15 protein-coding genes are annotated in these 16114 nt (G+C 62.0%); 11 read left to right on the forward strand and 4 right to left on the reverse strand.

Going from position 1 to position 16114, the window contains the following annotated elements; translation table 11 throughout:
• Positions 1 to 9: 9 nt before the first annotated feature.
• Positions 10 to 684, reverse strand: a complete 675-nt coding sequence (locus ACVOLQ_RS11395) for a ChrR family anti-sigma-E factor (RefSeq protein ID WP_481528070.1) — start codon at positions 682 to 684, stop codon at positions 10 to 12.
• Positions 681 to 1304, reverse strand: coding sequence for a sigma-70 family RNA polymerase sigma factor (locus ACVOLQ_RS11400; protein ID WP_282266405.1), 624 nt, complete (start codon positions 1302 to 1304; stop codon positions 681 to 683). Before ACVOLQ_RS11400 ends, ACVOLQ_RS11395 begins: the two co-directional genes overlap by 4 nt.
• A gap of 131 nt (positions 1305 to 1435) precedes the next feature.
• Here ACVOLQ_RS11400 and ACVOLQ_RS11405 point away from each other — a divergent pair, with 131 nt between their 5' ends.
• The 9 genes from ACVOLQ_RS11405 (at position 1436) to ACVOLQ_RS11445 (ending at position 9495) form a co-directional block, all read left to right on the forward strand.
• The gene (locus tag ACVOLQ_RS11405) at positions 1436 to 2203 is read left to right on the forward strand and encodes a hypothetical protein (RefSeq protein WP_481528071.1); all 768 of its coding nucleotides are present in this window, start codon (positions 1436 to 1438) and stop codon (positions 2201 to 2203) included.
• A gap of 83 nt (positions 2204 to 2286) precedes the next feature.
• A complete protein-coding gene (locus ACVOLQ_RS11410) occupies positions 2287 to 3243 on the forward strand; it encodes an acyl-CoA desaturase (RefSeq protein WP_481528072.1) in 957 nt (318 codons plus the stop codon).
• A 1-nt stretch (position 3244) separates the two neighbouring features.
• The gene (locus tag ACVOLQ_RS11415) at positions 3245 to 4522 is read left to right on the forward strand and encodes an NAD(P)/FAD-dependent oxidoreductase (protein ID WP_481528073.1); all 1278 of its coding nucleotides are present in this window, start codon (positions 3245 to 3247) and stop codon (positions 4520 to 4522) included.
• Positions 4519 to 5286, forward strand: coding sequence for a DUF1365 domain-containing protein (locus ACVOLQ_RS11420; protein WP_313171192.1), 768 nt, complete (start codon positions 4519 to 4521; stop codon positions 5284 to 5286). Before ACVOLQ_RS11415 ends, ACVOLQ_RS11420 begins: the two co-directional genes overlap by 4 nt.
• Positions 5283 to 6542 carry a class I SAM-dependent methyltransferase gene (locus ACVOLQ_RS11425; RefSeq protein ID WP_313171194.1) on the forward strand — a complete coding sequence of 420 codons (1260 nt, stop codon included), beginning with the start codon at positions 5283 to 5285 and terminating at the stop codon, positions 6540 to 6542. The genes ACVOLQ_RS11420 and ACVOLQ_RS11425 overlap by 4 nt, the downstream gene beginning before the upstream one ends.
• 1 nt (position 6543) lies before the next feature.
• A complete protein-coding gene (locus ACVOLQ_RS11430; RefSeq protein ID WP_481528074.1) occupies positions 6544 to 7092 on the forward strand; it encodes a DUF2878 domain-containing protein in 549 nt (182 codons plus the stop codon).
• Entirely contained in the window at positions 7089 to 7874 is a 786-nt protein-coding gene (locus ACVOLQ_RS11435) for a DUF1295 domain-containing protein (protein ID WP_481528075.1), read from the forward strand. Before ACVOLQ_RS11430 ends, ACVOLQ_RS11435 begins: the two co-directional genes overlap by 4 nt.
• Positions 7871 to 8947 carry an SAM-dependent methyltransferase gene (locus ACVOLQ_RS11440; protein WP_481528076.1) on the forward strand — a complete coding sequence of 359 codons (1077 nt, stop codon included), beginning with the start codon at positions 7871 to 7873 and terminating at the stop codon, positions 8945 to 8947. Before ACVOLQ_RS11435 ends, ACVOLQ_RS11440 begins: the two co-directional genes overlap by 4 nt.
• 38 nt (positions 8948 to 8985) lie before the next feature.
• Complete coding sequence (locus tag ACVOLQ_RS11445; RefSeq protein ID WP_481528112.1) at positions 8986 to 9495, forward strand: lipocalin family protein; 510 nt, start codon at positions 8986 to 8988, stop codon at positions 9493 to 9495.
• 104 nt (positions 9496 to 9599) lie between these two features.
• On the opposite strand, the gene ACVOLQ_RS11450 is transcribed toward ACVOLQ_RS11445, so the two are convergent.
• Positions 9600 to 10070 (reverse strand): hypothetical protein, encoded by a 471-nt coding sequence (locus tag ACVOLQ_RS11450; RefSeq protein WP_481528077.1) that lies wholly within the window; start codon positions 10068 to 10070, stop codon positions 9600 to 9602.
• A gap of 48 nt (positions 10071 to 10118) precedes the next feature.
• On the opposite strand from ACVOLQ_RS11450, the gene ACVOLQ_RS11455 reads away from it, so the two are divergent.
• Positions 10119 to 10751 (forward strand): N-acetyltransferase family protein, encoded by a 633-nt coding sequence (locus ACVOLQ_RS11455; RefSeq protein ID WP_481528078.1) that lies wholly within the window; start codon positions 10119 to 10121, stop codon positions 10749 to 10751.
• Positions 10752 to 11325: 574 nt separating this feature from the next.
• On the opposite strand, the gene ACVOLQ_RS11460 is transcribed toward ACVOLQ_RS11455, so the two are convergent.
• Entirely contained in the window at positions 11326 to 12702 is a 1377-nt protein-coding gene (locus ACVOLQ_RS11460; protein ID WP_481528079.1) for a hypothetical protein, read from the reverse strand.
• A gap of 653 nt (positions 12703 to 13355) precedes the next feature.
• Between ACVOLQ_RS11460 and ACVOLQ_RS11465 the strand changes: the two genes are divergently transcribed.
• Positions 13356 to 15707 carry a hypothetical protein gene (locus ACVOLQ_RS11465; RefSeq protein WP_481528080.1) on the forward strand — a complete coding sequence of 784 codons (2352 nt, stop codon included), beginning with the start codon at positions 13356 to 13358 and terminating at the stop codon, positions 15705 to 15707.
• Positions 15708 to 16114 lie beyond the last annotated feature (407 nt).

A 16114-nucleotide genomic window follows, 5' to 3' on the forward strand; every position in this document is an offset into this window, starting at 1 on the left:
CCATGCGAACTAGAGTTTGACGAAGCGCTGCACCTTGCGTGCCAACCAGCCACTGAATACCAGCGGTGCATCCAGTGCCGAAACACAGATGCACGGCACACCGGGCGCGGTCACCGGCTGGTGTTCCACCTCGGCATCCAGGTCCGCCACATCGCCGGGAGCAAACAGCCCCAGCGCGTCGTTGTACGAACCACGCAGGACCTGGGTGAGTTCACTGCGGCCATGGCTGTGCATGGGCAGGCATTTGCCCGGCGCGATCTTCAACATGATCAGCGACGGCATCTGCCGTGCACGGATGCAATGCACACCCGGCGCCATCCAACGCCAACGCAAGCTGGCCAGTGAGTCACCGAAGTAAGGATGCAGTGACGCCGGCAAGTACTCCGGGTCGGCCTGCGGCCGCTCCGGTGGTGCCGACCGCGCCGGTGGCGGCATCGCTACCGTGCCCGCGTCCATCAGCTGCGCCAGCATGGCGGCGCGCAGTGTTTCGCGCCGCGCCTCCTCGAGCACCGGCTGGGTCTGCTCCAGCAACGCCGAGCCGACCGCCTCGGCATCACGCAGGCGCTGGCGACAGTGTGGGCACTGCTCAAGGTGCGCACCGGCAACAATGCTCAACGGCGCCTGCAGCGCGCCGGCGGCATAACTCATCAAGGTGGATTCGTGCAGGTGGTGGTGCGGATTCATGACGCACCTCCGACCTTGGACTGCAGCAACAGGAAGGCCCGCCGCAGATGTGATTTGACCGTACCCAATGGCATTCCCAACGCCTGCGCGATCTCGCCGTGGCTCTTTGCTTCGAAGTAGGACATCCGCACCAGCCGCGCCTGCACCGCCGACAACTCGTTGATGCGCTGGCGCAATCTCGCATGATCGGCGAACTGCTCGGCGCTGCTGCGATCAAGCACATCGGCCGCGGCCGCGTTCTCCACCGCCGCCTGCACCAGCGTCCAGCTGCGCTCGTGGCGGACACGATCGATGTGCAGGTTGCGCGCGATGCGGTACAGCCAGGTACTCAGCGCACCCTGTGCCGGATCGAATTCCGCGGCCCGCAGCCACAAGCGCAGCAGACACTCCTGCGCCAGCTCCTCGGCTACCGCCTCCGGGGCGCCCAGGCCGCGCAGGTACACGCACAGGCGTGGCATGAAGTGGTCGTAGATGCGCATGAAGCAGTCGCGATCGCGCAGCCGCGCCACACCGTCCATGTCACCGGCCCAGTTCATTGGCTCTTTGCTCAGCTGCTGTGAACTGGACACGATCCGGGCGGTGTCTAAGGGGGAAGGGAGGTTGCGGGGATCAGGGTACATCTGCGTAGGCAGGGCTGCAGTGAATGTGTTGTCCTTCCTACGCGTGGTGGCGGCGTTTGGATGCACCGCCGTGCCTGCATCCAGCGGCTGGCCTCGCCCGTAGGCAGGGAGAACTCATTCCGGGATGCCCCATGCGCATGGCCTACCTGTTGCTGTTCCTGCCCTGCATGGCGTCGGCAGCGCCGTTGCTGCGCGGTGAAGGCGTTGCCACGACCCGCGACGGGGCCGTGGCCTACCGCGAGGTACATTGGCAACGCGGCGCCGGCGACGCAGCCGAGCGCTGGGTGCACTACCTCTGCCCCGACGGCCAGCCCTTTGCGCGCAAGCACATGCAGGTCAACGGTTCCGCCCAGGCACCCAGCTACCGCTGGGAGGATCGCCGTAGTGGCCAGGCCGCCAGCGTGGCAACGACGGGAGGCGTCGTACAGCTGAACTGGAAAGAGGATGCGGCGGCGAAAACACGGGCGCAGCGGCTTCCGCTTCCGGCCGATGCGGTGATCGACGCCGGGTTCGACGCCGCCGTGCGCGCGCACTGGCAGCAATTGATGCTGGGCGAGCGGCTCAGCCTGCGGTTCCTGGTCCCCAGCCGCCAGCGCTACTACCCGGTACAGGTGCAGCGTGTCGGCGCAGTCCGCTGGCAGGGGCTGGATGCCCAGGCCATCCAGGTGCAGCTGGATGCCTGGTACGGGGTGGTCGCGCCGCGTCTGGCGCTGGTCTATGCCGATGCCGATCGGCGCCTGCTGGAGTTCCACGGTACCAGCAACCTGCGCGATGCCCGCGGCGACTACCCGGTGGTGACCGTGCGCTTTGCGCAGAAGGCAGTGGAACGTCCACTTGCGCAATGGCAGGCCGAGCTTCAGCAGGCACTGGTGCCGCGCTGTGCCGCCATGCGGGGCTGATTCGAATGGAATCTTCATTACGCTGCATCCAATCAGCGCCGCGCGCCGTAGAGAAAGGCAGGAAACCTCTCGAGATACGCGCCATGGCACCCGCTGCGCCCCTTCCCCGCCGACGTGTGGCCCTGCTGCTTACGATCCAGCGCTGGTTCGACACCGCCGGTAGCGCTGACGTCACTGGCGATGCGCAGCTGGCCGACCGCATCGATTGGGTGCGCGCCCTGCCCTTCGCGCTACTGCACATCGGCTGCCTGGGGGTGATCTGGACCGGGTCGTCGTGGACGGCAGTTGCTGTCGCGCTGGCCTTGTATGCGGTGCGGATGTTCGCGATCACCGCGTTCTATCACCGCTACTTTTCCCACCGCACCTTCCAGACATCGCGCGCGGTGCAGTTCCTGTTCGCCCTTGTCGGCGCCTCCAGCGTGCAGCGCGGGCCGCTGTGGTGGGCGGCGCATCACCGGCACCACCACCGGCACGCCGACCAGCCGCTGGACCCACATTCTCCGCAGCAGAAAGGCTTCTGGCGCAGCCATGTTGGCTGGTTCCTGACCCGCGACGCCTTCGCCACCGACCTGCAGCGCGTGCCGGATCTGGCCCGCTTCCCGGAACTGCGCTGGCTGGACCGCTTCGACACCGTGGTACCGCTGCTGCTCGCCGCTTCCCTTTATGCACTGGGCGCGGCGCTTGAACGCTGGGCACCGGGCCTGCAGACCTCCGGCATGCAATTGCTGGTCTGGGGATTCTTCATCTCCACCGTGGTCTTGTTCCACGCCACCGTCACCATCAATTCACTGGCCCACCGATTCGGTCACCGTCGCTTCGATACCCGCGACGACAGCCGCAACAATTTCTGGCTGGCGCTGCTCACCTTCGGTGAGGGCTGGCACAACAACCACCATTTCTTCCCCGGCACGGTGCGCCAGGGATTCCGCTGGTGGGAGATCGACCTGACCTGGTATGGCCTGCGGTTGATGGCGATGCTGGGCCTGGTCAAGGAGCTCAAGCCAATCCCGGCCTGGGTGCTGGCCAAGGCGAGGAACTGACATGCGTATCGCCGTCATTGGTTCGGGAATTGCCGGGCTGGCCAGCGCCTGGTGGCTGGATGGCGCGCATGAAGTCACCTTGTTCGAGGCCAATGACTACCTCGGCGGCCACACCCATACCCATGCACTGCAGGTGGACGGGATACCGATGGCCGTGGATACCGGCTTCATCGTCTTCAACCCGCAGCACTACCCGCTGCTGAGCGCGCTGTTCGATGAGCTTGGGGTGGAATCGCAGCCGACCACGATGAGCTTTTCCATGCACAGCGAGCGCAGCGGCGTGGAGTACAACGCGACCTCGCTCGACGGCCTGTTCTGCCAGCGTCGCAACCTGCTGTCGCCACGCTTCTGGGGCATGCTGCGCGACCTGCGCCGCTTCTACCGTGATGCGCCGGCGCTGCTGGATGGCGGCGCCGGCCCCACGCTGGGCGAGTACCTGCGCAGCCAGCGTTACGGCGAGGCCTTCGTCGAGGAACACCTGCTGCCGATGGCATCGGCGTTATGGTCCTCGCCGACCGCCACCGTGCGCGATTTCCCGGCACGCTACCTGGTCCAGTTCATGGCCAACCACCAGATGCTGCAGGTCAGCGGACGCCCGCAATGGCGCGTGGTGAAAGGCGGCTCGGCACGCTACATCGACGCCCTGCGGGCACGCTGGCAGGTGCGCGAACGGCTTGAATGCGCGGTCTGGAAGGTTGAGCGCGAAGCGGACGGGGCGTGGGTCCACAGCGCCGCAGGCGTTGAAGGCTTCGATGAAGTGATCATGGCCTGCCATAGCGACCAGGCCCTGCGCCTGCTCGATGACGCGGACCCGCTTGAGCAGCAGATACTGGGCGCCATCAACTACCAGCACAACGACGTGGTGTTGCATACCGATGCCTCCCTGCTGCCACGCAGGCGCAAGGCGTGGGCGGCCTGGAATGCGCACGTACCGGACGCAACCGACGCACCCTGCACGGTCAGCTACTGCATGAACCTGCTGCAGGGACTTCCAGGCGATACGCCGCTGGTGGTGACGCTCAACGACAGCGCACGGATCGATCCGGCCAAGGTGCTGCGCCGCATGCGCTACGCGCACCCGGTGCACGACCACGCCGCGGTGGCGGCACAACAGCGCTGGGCCGATATCCAGGGCCAACGCCACACCTGGTTCGCCGGCGCGTACTGGGGCTGGGGCTTCCACGAAGATGGCATACGCAGTGCCCGCCGCGTGGTGGATGCATTGACCGCGCGCAGGCCAAACGCATTCTGGCTGCCGCAGCCGGAGGCAGCCGCATGACCAACAGTGCGATCTACCTCGGCCATGTGCTGCATCGCCGCCATCTGCCGCATCCACATGCGTTCCGCTATCCCATCGCCCAGCTGCTGCTGGACCTGGACGAACTGGAGCAGGTATTTGCCGGGCGCTGGCTGTGGTCAGTGAACCGTCGCAACCTGGCCGAATTCCGCCGCAGCGACTATTTCGGCGATCCGGCGCGGCCGCTGGCAGATGCGGTGAGAGACCACGCTGCAACCGTGCTTGGCCACCGGCCGGCCGGACCGGTGCGCCTGCTTACCCATCTGCGCGTTGCCGGCCACGTGTTCAATCCGGTCAGCTTCTACTACTGCTACCGGGCCGATGGTGTCAGCCTGGACTGCATCGTGGCCGACATCACCAACACGCCATGGAAAGAACGCCACGCCTATGTACTGCCTGCGGCAACCGCGCTCAGCAACGGCCGGGCACTGCGCTGGCAGTTCGACAAGTGCTTCCATGTTTCGCCGTTCATGGCGATGGATTGCCGCTACGACTGGCGCCTCACCGCGCCCGGCGACGACCTGCAGGTGCATATGCAGGTATGGCGCGAAGGCCTGCGCCAGTTCGACGCCACCCAGTCCATGCAGCGCCACCCGCTCAATGGCGCCGGTTTGGCGCGGGTGCTGGCCTGCTACCCGCTGATGACGCTGCAGGTGGTCGCCGCCATCCACTGGCAGGCATTGCGGCTGTGGCTCAAGCGCAATCCGGTCCATGACCATCCTTCCCTCGCCGAGAAAACGCGATGAACCAGATGACTTCCTCGGTGGCCCTGCCCCGGCCCGGTGCGCTGGATGCACTGCTGCGACGCCGGCTGCTGGCCGAGCTCGCACCACTGCGTGAGGGTTGCCTGCGTGTGCGCGACGTGCTCGGCGAGGTAGTGCTCGGCGATGCTTCCGCCCAGCTGCAGGCCACGGTGACCATTGATGATCCCGCGTTCTATCGCAAGGTTGCCGCACAAGGCAGCGTCGGCGCTGGCGAGAGCTATATCAACGGCGACTGGCGTTGCGATGACCTGGTCACGCTGGTGCGCATCCTGGTGCGCAACCGCGACCTGCTGGACGGCATGGAACGCGGCCCCGCGCGTATTGGTGGCTGGCTGCTGCGTGGCTGGAACCGGCTGCGGCGCAACAGCCGCGAAGGCAGCCGCCGCAACATCGCCGCGCACTATGACCTTGGCAACGATTTCTTCGCGTTGTTCCTGTCGCCAGACCTGATGTATTCGTCGGCATTGTTCGCCGACGAGAGCACCTCGCTGGAGCAGGCCTCGCAGCGCAAGCTCGATCGCATCTGCCAGCAGTTGCAGTTGCAAGCCGGCGACCGCGTGATCGAAATCGGTACCGGCTGGGGTGGTTTCGCCCTGCACGCCGCACGGCACTACGGCTGCCATGTCACCACCACCACGATCTCGGCCGAACAGCACGCACTGGCCGTGCAACGCGTGCACGAGGCGGGGCTGCAGCACCGGGTCACCCTGCTGATGCAGGATTACCGTGATCTTGAGGGCCAGTTCGACAAGCTGGTCTCGATCGAGATGATCGAGGCCATTGGCGCCGAGTACCTGGACACCTACATGGCCACGCTGCAGCGCCTGCTCAGGCCCGATGGCGTCGCGCTGCTGCAGGCGATCACCATCGAAGACCATCGCTACGAACAGGCCCGGCGCAGTGTGGACTACATCAAGCGCTTCGTGTTCCCCGGTAGTTTCATCCCCTCGATTGCGGCGATCCTGGCGGCGAAGACCCGCGCCAGCGACCTGCAGCTGGTGGCCCAGCACGACTTCGGCTACTCCTATGCCTTGACCCTGCGCGCCTGGCGCCAGCGCTTCATGGCGCAGCTGCCTGCGGTGCACGCACAAGGCTTCGACGCGCGCTTCTGCCGGCTGTGGGAGTTCTATCTCGCCTACTGCGAGGGCGGCTTTCTGGAACGTTCGATCGGCGTCTCCCACCTGTTGCTGGCGCGGCCCGGCCATCAACCCGCCGCCAACGCCGGGCTGATCAGCTGACATGCGTCGGACCCTGCTCAACCTGCTCGGCAACCAACTGGTCTGGCTGTGCGCCGTGGCCGGTGCCGGACGGGGTTGGCAATGGCCGGCGCTGCTGGCCTCCGCCCTCTACATCGTCAGCCAGCTTTACAACGCCGCGCAGCCGCGGACCGAGCTGCGCCTGCTGCTGCTCGCACTCGCGTGCGCCTGGCTGGTCGATGGGCTTGCGGCAGCAAGCGGTCGTGTCGCCTACGCCGCTGCGCCGTTCGGCTGGGCACCACCGCCATGGATCATGGCGCTATGGGCCGCGTTCGCGATGACGCTGACCTGCTCGATGGCCTTCCTGCAACGGCACCGCTTGCTGCCGGCAACCTTCGGACTGCTGTTGGCGCCGCTGGCCTATCTATCCGCTGCACGCGGCTTTGACGCCGTGCGTTTTGCCGCGCCCGCCTGGCATGGATTGCTGCTGCTTGGCATCGGCTGGAGCGTGGCGCTGACGCTGCTGGTCACGAATGCGCGCAGGTGGACCCGCAGCCCAACACAAGGGCAACCAACAGGTGCTTGCACATGAACAATCTGGGCTGGGTGCTGTTGTACGCCGTGGCGATCATGCTTTGGGGCTGGGCTTGGCAGCGCCGCCATCGCAATATCGGCATCGTCGATGTGCTCTGGGCCAAGGGCCTGGCTGCCGCTGCGCTGCTGCTCGCGTGGTTGGGCGACGGCGCAGCATTGCCGCGCATCAGCTTGGCCGTGCTCGGCGGATTGTGGGGAAGCCGGCTTGCCCTGCATCTATGGCAGCGCGTGCGACACGAGTCCGAAGATGGTCGCTACACGTATCTGCGCGAACATTGGCACAGCCATCAGGGCAAGATCTTCGGCTTCTTCATTGCCCAGGCATTGCTGATAGTTCTGTTCGCGCTGCCGTTTGTCGCGGTGGCCGGCAATCCGCACACCGATGGTTACATCTGGGTGATAGCAGCAGGTCTGGTTTGGCTGCTGAGCGTGCTAGGCGAGTCTATTGCCGACTGCCAGCTTGCGCGCTTCCGTGCTGTGCCAGCCAACAAAGGCCGCACCTGTCGGCAGGGGCTGTGGCGCTACTCGCGGCATCCGAACTATTTCTTCGAATGGCTGCACTGGTTCACCTACGTGCTGCTGGCCGTTGGCTCGCCACTCTGGTGGCTGGCATGGACCGGCCCGGTACTGATGTACCTGTTCCTGCGCTACCTGAGCGGCGTGCCATTCACCGAGAAGCAGGCGCTACGCAGCCGCGGTGAAGACTACCGCGCTTACCAGCGCAGTACCCCGATGTTCTTCCCCTGGTTTCCTCGCACCGCCAAGGAGCAATCGCCATGAATGCAGCCACGCAACTGGATTCCGCCATCCATGCCGAGCCCGGCCTGACCGGCTGGGCCGAGCGCGGTTGGCTGCCGGATGCCGCACTGCGCTGGGGCATCCGCCGCCTGTGCGCACAGCGCCTGGAGGAGGAATCGGAGGAAGGCCTGCAAGCGCAATCGGAGCGGTTCAGCCGGCGCATCGCCGAGTTGTCCAGCAGTCCGCTCGCCCTGCATGTGGATGCTGCCAACCGCCAGCACTACGAAGTACCTGCGGCGTTCTTCCAGGCCTGCCTTGGCCACCGCTTGAAGTACAGCAGCTGCTACTACCACACCGGCACCGAGACCCTGGATCAGGCCGAGGACGCCATGCTGGAGCTGTACGGGCAACGCGCCGGGCTCGCCAATGGCCAGCACATCCTTGAGCTGGGCTGCGGCTGGGGCTCACTGACCTTGTGGATGGCCGAGCGCTATCCTGGCGCGCGCATCACTGCAGTCTCCAACTCACACAGCCAGCGCAAGCACATCCTCGCCCAGTGCAAGGCACGCGGCCTGGACAACGTCGAGGTGCTGACCATCGACGTCAACCAACTGCAGCTGCCTGCAGCCACGTTCGACCGCTGTGTATCGGTGGAGATGTTCGAGCACATCCGCAACTACGAACGCCTGCTTGGCCGCATCTCGCGCTGGCTGAAGCCGGACGGCGCCTTGTTCGTGCATATCTTTGCCCATCGCACGCATATGTATCCGTTCGACACGATGGGCGAGGACAACTGGATGGGGCGTCATTTCTTCACCGGCGGGTTGATGCCGGCTGCCGATACCCTGCTGCATTTCCAGCGTGACATGCAGCTGCAGCAGCGCTGGCTGCTGGATGGCCGCCACTATCAACGCACCGCCAACCATTGGCTGCAGCGCCAGGACGCGGCCCGCGAACAGCTCATGCCGCTGCTGGTGCAGACCTACGGCAGTGATGCCGCGGCACGTATCTGGTGGCAGCGCTGGCGCATGTTCTGGATGGCCTGCGCGGAGCTGTTCGGTTACGACGACGGCCAGCAATGGCTGGTGGCGCACTACCTGTTCCGTCCCCGCTGAAAATGGACACGCGCATGCGAACCTTGCCACTGCTGTCGATGCTGTCCATCGCCTTGTTCGGCGCTGGCTGCAGCAACCTGGATACGCGCCCGATCCCGCGCCCGGCATCGGTGGATGTTCCGCGCTTCATGGGCGACTGGTATGTGATCGCGCATATTCCGTCGCGTCCGGAACGCGATGCCTTCGATGCGGTGGAAAGTTATGCACCGCGGCCCGACGGACGTATCCAGACCACCTTCACCTATCGCAAGGGCAGCTTCCAGGCGCCGCTGAAATCAATGCACCCCATCGGCAAGGTCGAAGCCGAAGGCAATGGCGCAGTCTGGGGCATGCAGTTCATCTGGCCGATCCAGGCCGAATACATCATCGCCTGGGTGGACGAAGGTTACAGCCAGACCATCGTCGCCCGCAGCAAGCGCGATTACGTCTGGTACATGGCGCGCACCCCGCAGGTTTCGGAAGCGGACTATCAACGCGCGGTGGAGCGCATCAAGGCAATGGGTTATGACGTAAGCAAGTTGCGGCGGGTACCGCAGTCAGCGCGTTGAGGCACAAGGACAAGCATCGAAGCAGATGGGCTGGTAGCAATCATCTCCTGCTGACGACGGATACGTTCCAATACGTCGCCGTCATCTCGTGAGTTGGAGAGCACTCAAGGACGTACGGGATCGCGTCGCGGGATAAGCACACCGCCGTCAATGGTCGCGAGCAGCGGCGCACCACTGCTGTCCATGCTCCAAACCCTACCGGCATATCGGCCTGCAAGCGGACGCCAGCCCTGCGGAACGAACTTAAAGATCCAGGCAACCGCTTCGCCCTGCATGATCTTGGCGTGGCAGGTCACCACGTCGCTCCATTCCCGCAGCTCAATGACCACCTCGCAGGGCGTCGGCGTGCCCATATCGTAGGCAGTGACCGCGGCGGCAATGTTACGACCCGCGCCGCGATCAGACAGCGCGACGACGCAGAAGAAGACTGTGAACAGCAGTGGCAGTGGATGCCAGAGCAGCAGCGCGGCAATCGCACACAGCACGGCGATGGCCAACAACCAATAGTGGAAACGAGCAATGATTCCATTCGCCAGTCCACGCCGAAACCTGGCTATCTGTTCCTCGACGGACAAGTCTCTCAACGCCACTCCTCCCGAGGCAGGCGCGCAACAAGTGCGCTCTTGACCACCAGTGCCAAGTTTGCCACGTACCGCCCCAAGCCAGGCAAAGGTATGACGCGACCGCCTGCCGACCAGCCACAATTCGGCGTGCGCTGGATCGATCAGTTCCTGCGTTGGAGGTTGGGACACGGATCATTGGCCGGGCATGCAAGAAGCGTTGCATCATGTCCGCCGAAGTTGAAGGAGCAGTTCGTGAAGGGAAGAGCAATAAGGCTGGCCACCCCGGCCGACATCGACGCCATTTTCCACATCCGTACCAGCGTTCAAAAGAATCATCTGTCGCTTGACCAACTTGCCGAGGTGGGAATTACCCATCAGGCGATTCAACAGGCGATTCTGGAGGCTCCATGCGCCTGGGTCGCCGAGGTAGATGGCGTACCGGTTGGCTTCTCGATGGCGGATGTCGTAGACGCTTGCGTGTTTGCCGCCTTCGTCCTGCCGGAGTTCGAGGGGCTGGGCCTGGGCCGTAGCCTGATGAACAAGGCGGAGGAGTTCCTGTTCCAGCACCACCAGACGATCTGGCTGGAAACAGCTGAAGCCAGTCGCGCCAGCGGTTTCTATAGAGCCCTGGGCTGGCAGCACGTAGCGGACTTGCCGGAAGGTGATGTCCGGTTTGAAAAGCACAGGAGGTAGTCAGGGACGCCTGCGCTGCAAATCCGCAGTTCGGCGCTGAACGGCGCTGACGAAATGCCTGGGCCCGTACGCACAAAAGCCCGCATCTCTGCGGGCTTTTTCATGAATTCCGGACGTGCCTGGACCCCATGGGATCAGGCGATGCTTATCTGATCCAAATAGTCGATACAACCATATGTTTTTACTGATTAAATATTGAAATTGAGTAAAAAAATACCCCCGCTTATACCCCCTCTTTAATCGGATGTTCTTGGACTCAGTCGGACGGAGGTACGGCTGATCCGCTTGGGAACGCATTTTTAAAAAGGTGAGAAAGGCTCAGGCTTTCGGCTCCCTTCTCCCCCCGAACTGGGACGGGAGCGCGCGCAGACCTTTGTGTCACTCGAATCCTTTCTTCACAAAGATTTGTCGCCCTCCATCAAAGAAGCCAAGTGCGCCTGTCCCGGCTCCATCGGACTGGCGCTTACCGGCCACGAGCTGTCGTCCAAGGTGTGGCCGCGACCGGCAGTTCCAGACTGAATGCAGACTTAGGTGGCGACTGGGCGGCTGGCGGTTATCGACCGACTCCAGTCTCCTAGGACGACGACCCAGAATCATCTGGACTCAAGTAGTCGGCGACAAACTGCTCAGCGCCAATCGACTTGTAGAGCTCATTTTTTGCATAGGTCTCAGCTTCACTCTTCGATGCGCAGACGTATTTCAGGGCCTTCGAGCGCAGCATGGGCGCGTCGGAGAACTTGGAGTTCGCGACGCCAGTGGCTGCCCAAGTGCCGTTGTCGGCAGCACGGACCACGGCCACTATGATCTGGAACGCCTGCATGTCGGTCAGAAGCTCACCGAGCGGGACGTCCAAGGATTCAATCGCGCTCGCAAATGACCTGGAGATGTCGAACGTTGAAGAGCCCGCCCTGGCTATTGCATGTGGAAAGTAGAGTTGCAGCAATTCCGGATTGTCTTTGACCAGCTTGACTACAAACGTTGAATGCGCCCGTTTTTCGAATAGGGCCTCGAACTCTGGCTGATACGTGGGCAACAAGTCAGCAATTGGAAGGGCGGCAGCGATGGAACTCAATGCTGAAGTCGGATGAATAAGCTTTGACTCTGAAACCGCGCCAGTAGTCTCTTCGATTTTCTGCGCGATGACAGCTCGGACTCGAATCAAGGTGGTTGAATTCAATCCCGCCGCAAGCTTTCCATTGGCCGATATCGTCTGGGTGATCAGACCAGCAAAAGCATTGTCATCAGCCTTCGTCGCAATCAGCTTCGACTGGAGCGCCGTTGTGATGTGCGGTTTGTCTAGTTTGGCAAGACCGATCAGAAAGTAGCTTGCATTGGTCTTTATTGTCGTGTCAGCAGATTTGACCGCTACGCAAAGCTTCGCTATAAGCTGCGGAATCGCTTCATCGTGAAGGCTAGTCGTCTCATCAGAGACCACAGAAGCAATTTCTGTGACCGCCTTGCTTGGGAAAAAGTTGCTGTTCTTCAGCCTATCGATCAGCTGATCGACAAGGTGCGTCGTAGAAAGCAGCGATTTAGCAAGAAAGCGACTGACGGTCTCGTAAAAGATGAAACGCGCCTCCTCCGCCGATGGCTTATGTCCGGACGGATGTGCCGACTTATTGCGTAGCGTTCGCAATGTGTTCAGAAACGATCCGTCGAGCCCTGTGATAAGGCTCTTTGACGTCAGCTGATCAATTAGATAGCTCTCATAGACGTCTTGGTCGCCCTTCTTCTTCAACGCCTCGGTATAGATAGCCTTTGCTGCCGAGTTCACGTTTGCCAGTTCGCCCAGCTTGAAAAGGAGGTCGTCGAACAAGGCAATGTAGCTCAGCACCACGGTACCTCTGTAGGCACCTGCCATATAGCAATTCATGGCTTCGCGCATGTAGTCTCGAATTTCGCTACCAGGAATCGTCGCGAGCAATTCCTCTTGATCTGTAAGATGAGCCATCGTGTTGTGCTGTTAGTGCTTATGCAGACCGAACTTGTCGAATAGGAATTTGTTCCGACGCTTAGCATACCTCAGCAGCTGAATCTGGAGCCATGGCGCGAATTCCTAGTTGTCTTCGCAAACACTTACCAGCTCCGGCGGCTGTGCCCAGCGTAGCGATGAGTCTGAAATCTGGGGGCAGGAAAGATGAAAGAGAACGACCTCGCTGTCAGTCCCATGCGAGCTGCTGACCGGTGCATTTGTCCACAACGTCAGGATACACAAACTCCCGGTTAGCGCTTTGGCACATGCCAAAGCGGTCACATGCCAGCAACCGCTCTTGGCCGATAACACGCGTTCGATACTCGAGTCCGGACGACGGCAATCACGGTGCAGAAGGCATTGCCCACCGAAACACGAACGGCCAATATGGGCAGCATAACGCCCAGCGGCCAAGAGCTGCCATGCTCCCGACCACTGGCCGCCGACAAGAACGAGTGCAATTCAAAAATCCGACTGCACGAAAATCTGCACATGCTCGTCTAGGAAATACCGGAAACTCCAGATCGTGATTCCCGTCGGACGCACCGTAGAATTACGCTTAGGCACTCAGGGCGTAATCAAGCATGCACACCAGCTCAGCGGATACTACGAAAGGAAGCAGCAACGCCAAGTTGGACGATATAGGTATTCTGCGAGTGATTACCCCCAGAGGCTTTGGCTTTGCCTCGAGCCTCACAGGTGACAGGACACGCGATGTGTTCCTGAACGAAACTCGGATCGCGCACCTTGGCATCTCATCATCCCAATCTAGTGGGCTGCTCATCCAAATGCGCACAGTACAACAAGCCGACGGCAGGTGGCATGCGACCCATGCTATGCGGCTCGATCTTGCCGCCCCCAGAACCAGAGATCTCGCGCGTAGCCACTTGGCTCGCCAGCTTGGAGCGGCGGAAGCGGCTGCAGTGTCGGCACCCTTACTGCAGTTACTATGGGGAATTGATCCGGCAATCGATCGCCAGCTTGTCCCGATTGCCCTAGCGCTGCCGGATGATGCGTGGTGCTCGTCGTCCCTACTCGACGCCATAGAGCTGTGCCCACCTGCCGCCTGGCTGAGAGCGTTCCCGCATCACATTTCGGCAGAGCCGGCGCGGGCCCTGAGTGCATTGCAACGAGAGGTCTACCGCACCACCGAAAGGCACTGTCCCTCGACATGGTTGGAGCAGCTGTGGGATGCATTGCCCACGCAGCGCAGCGATGTGCTCGAGGTTGCGTACGCCGCGAGCAGCAAGCTCACCGCCCTGCAGGCAGCAACATGGGCTCGAATGGCGATAGACCACAACGCTCTGATCGGTAAATCCACTAGTTCCGCAACAGTCGCCGGCTGGTGGCGCGTCTTGGGAAAGGCCATGGATGACAGTCTTACCCTCGACACCAGCTGGCGGGAGTGGAGCGGATGGGGACAGGCCAACTGGATGCTGGCCAAGCTCGCGCTCAAGCGCTGGGATTCGAAAGGTGCGACCGATGTGCTGAACGCGATAGCAGCGCTTGAGGAAGCAACAGCTCGTTCTGTGTACGTCGGGCGCATGAGCGCAGGTGAACAGCTGGCGGCATTGAACGAGCGTGACCGCCGGCTCGCGGAGCTATGGGCTCCGCGACTGGAAGGTGAGAACAGCAGGGAGAGGATAGATGCGGTCCGTGCCCAGATGTGGACTGCACGGGCGGCTGAAAAATGCGCCGGCGCGTACCTTATGCAGCTCGGATTGTCGGTTGAAGACATTGCTAGTGAGCAATTGAGTGCAGACAGCGGCGATTGGCAGCAAATGGATCTTCGGATCAATGGGCACCACGGCATTGACGTCAAGAACCTCCGGCGGACCATCCATGGTGGTATGCAATCAAGTCGCTGGAAGGTCAAGGCTTTCAAGGCGGACGCTGCTGGAAACAAGGTCACGCTTTGCGGCGTTAGCAGCCCACACACACGTTTTAACCTCGGCAGTCTGACCTGCAAGGGGGGCGAGGACATGCGGGTACTAGGCGTAACCACGGCCACCGAGATCAAGTCATTGGCACGAAGATTTAACTCGATATTTGCGCTACGGATGAACCCCGTGTCGAAGCTGATAGAGCTACCAGCATGGGCGTGGGACTACCCACACGCTCAATACCAGACGCGCAATCAGTCCATGACAGTGCTTAAGGAGGCTGTTGGTTCGCTTAATGCCACAGTGCTCGGCCGGCGCTGTCTCGCTGCGCTGCCGCCGGTGTTCTTTAGCTTCTGGGACCTTGCGGCGCCCAACGTGGAACAGTTCAATCCACAACAGCGCGACTTTCTGGAACAACTGCGCACCTCCCTATCCGAGGAGCAGTCGGCCCGGCCGGAAGCCTGCGTTCCACGCCTCCCGTGGCTTCACCTCTTCATCCTGCACCTTTGGGCGAGCTGGCGCACTAGGAGCGCTTTGGCGGACAGTCGGAGTCTACTGCGGCTGTTCCAATGGCATGCACACTCAATCAGTGATGCTGCGCAGGCAGCTGCGGATATCAGAGCCCGCTCATACTACTTCCGTGAGTTCGACACCGATGATATCCCACAAATTTTCCGGACCTCGGCGGGGTCAGTGAACACTCCATCGGCAATTGCCGGAAGTGGACTTGTCGATCCGGCAAACACGCTTTCAGACCTCATAGAGTCGCTGGCTGTACTCGAAATGCATTTGTCCCAGGGCCAGTTCTTGACGCTGTCGGACATCACGCTCTCCAACAACGGCGTCTTGGTCGGTACATTCCCGGATGGTCAGCGTAAGACGCTGCTGGCGCACTGCTGCGGCCGCCTCGAGAATGGCATCGAGTGTGGAAACCGCCCGCTGGTATTTGGCGCGAAGGAGACCTGCGCTTGCGGGCGACTCATCTGCAATAGATGCAGTACATGTACCGACATACGGTTCGCCATCTGTGAGCGCCAGGATGAACGGCTGCACCTACGCTCGGCCACTAAGCTCAACCAGGGACCACGGTGGCGCCGGTAGTCTGTATGGCTAAGCTCAGCTTATCTAGGTGCTACCTGCCCGGTCGCTTCCAATCTCTCTACCAGTGCAAAGGTTCCAAGCCCATATAGCTCTAACCTCCCCGAAGGGAGGTCCGCTTTGAGTCGCATGACGCCCTGCGGCCAGAAGCGGTCGCAATGCAACTGCGCCCCTCGCGGGAGTCCACTCAGTCATTGGGGGCGGAGTCGCGGGAGAAGCCAATGAGCATGGCTAATGTGCCGTCGGTGCTGAGGGAGTGCGCGCCGACTCAAGAGGTAAAACGAGCACTGGCTTGACGCCACTGTCGAACTTGATGCACGATCTCTACAACGTTGGTAGAGACGTGCCGCCCGCATCGGCGAAGCCTAGTGCACTACGGAATTTCGTTAGAGGTTTGCATTCCATACCTT

This window comes from Stenotrophomonas sp. STEN031, from assembly GCF_056759975.1.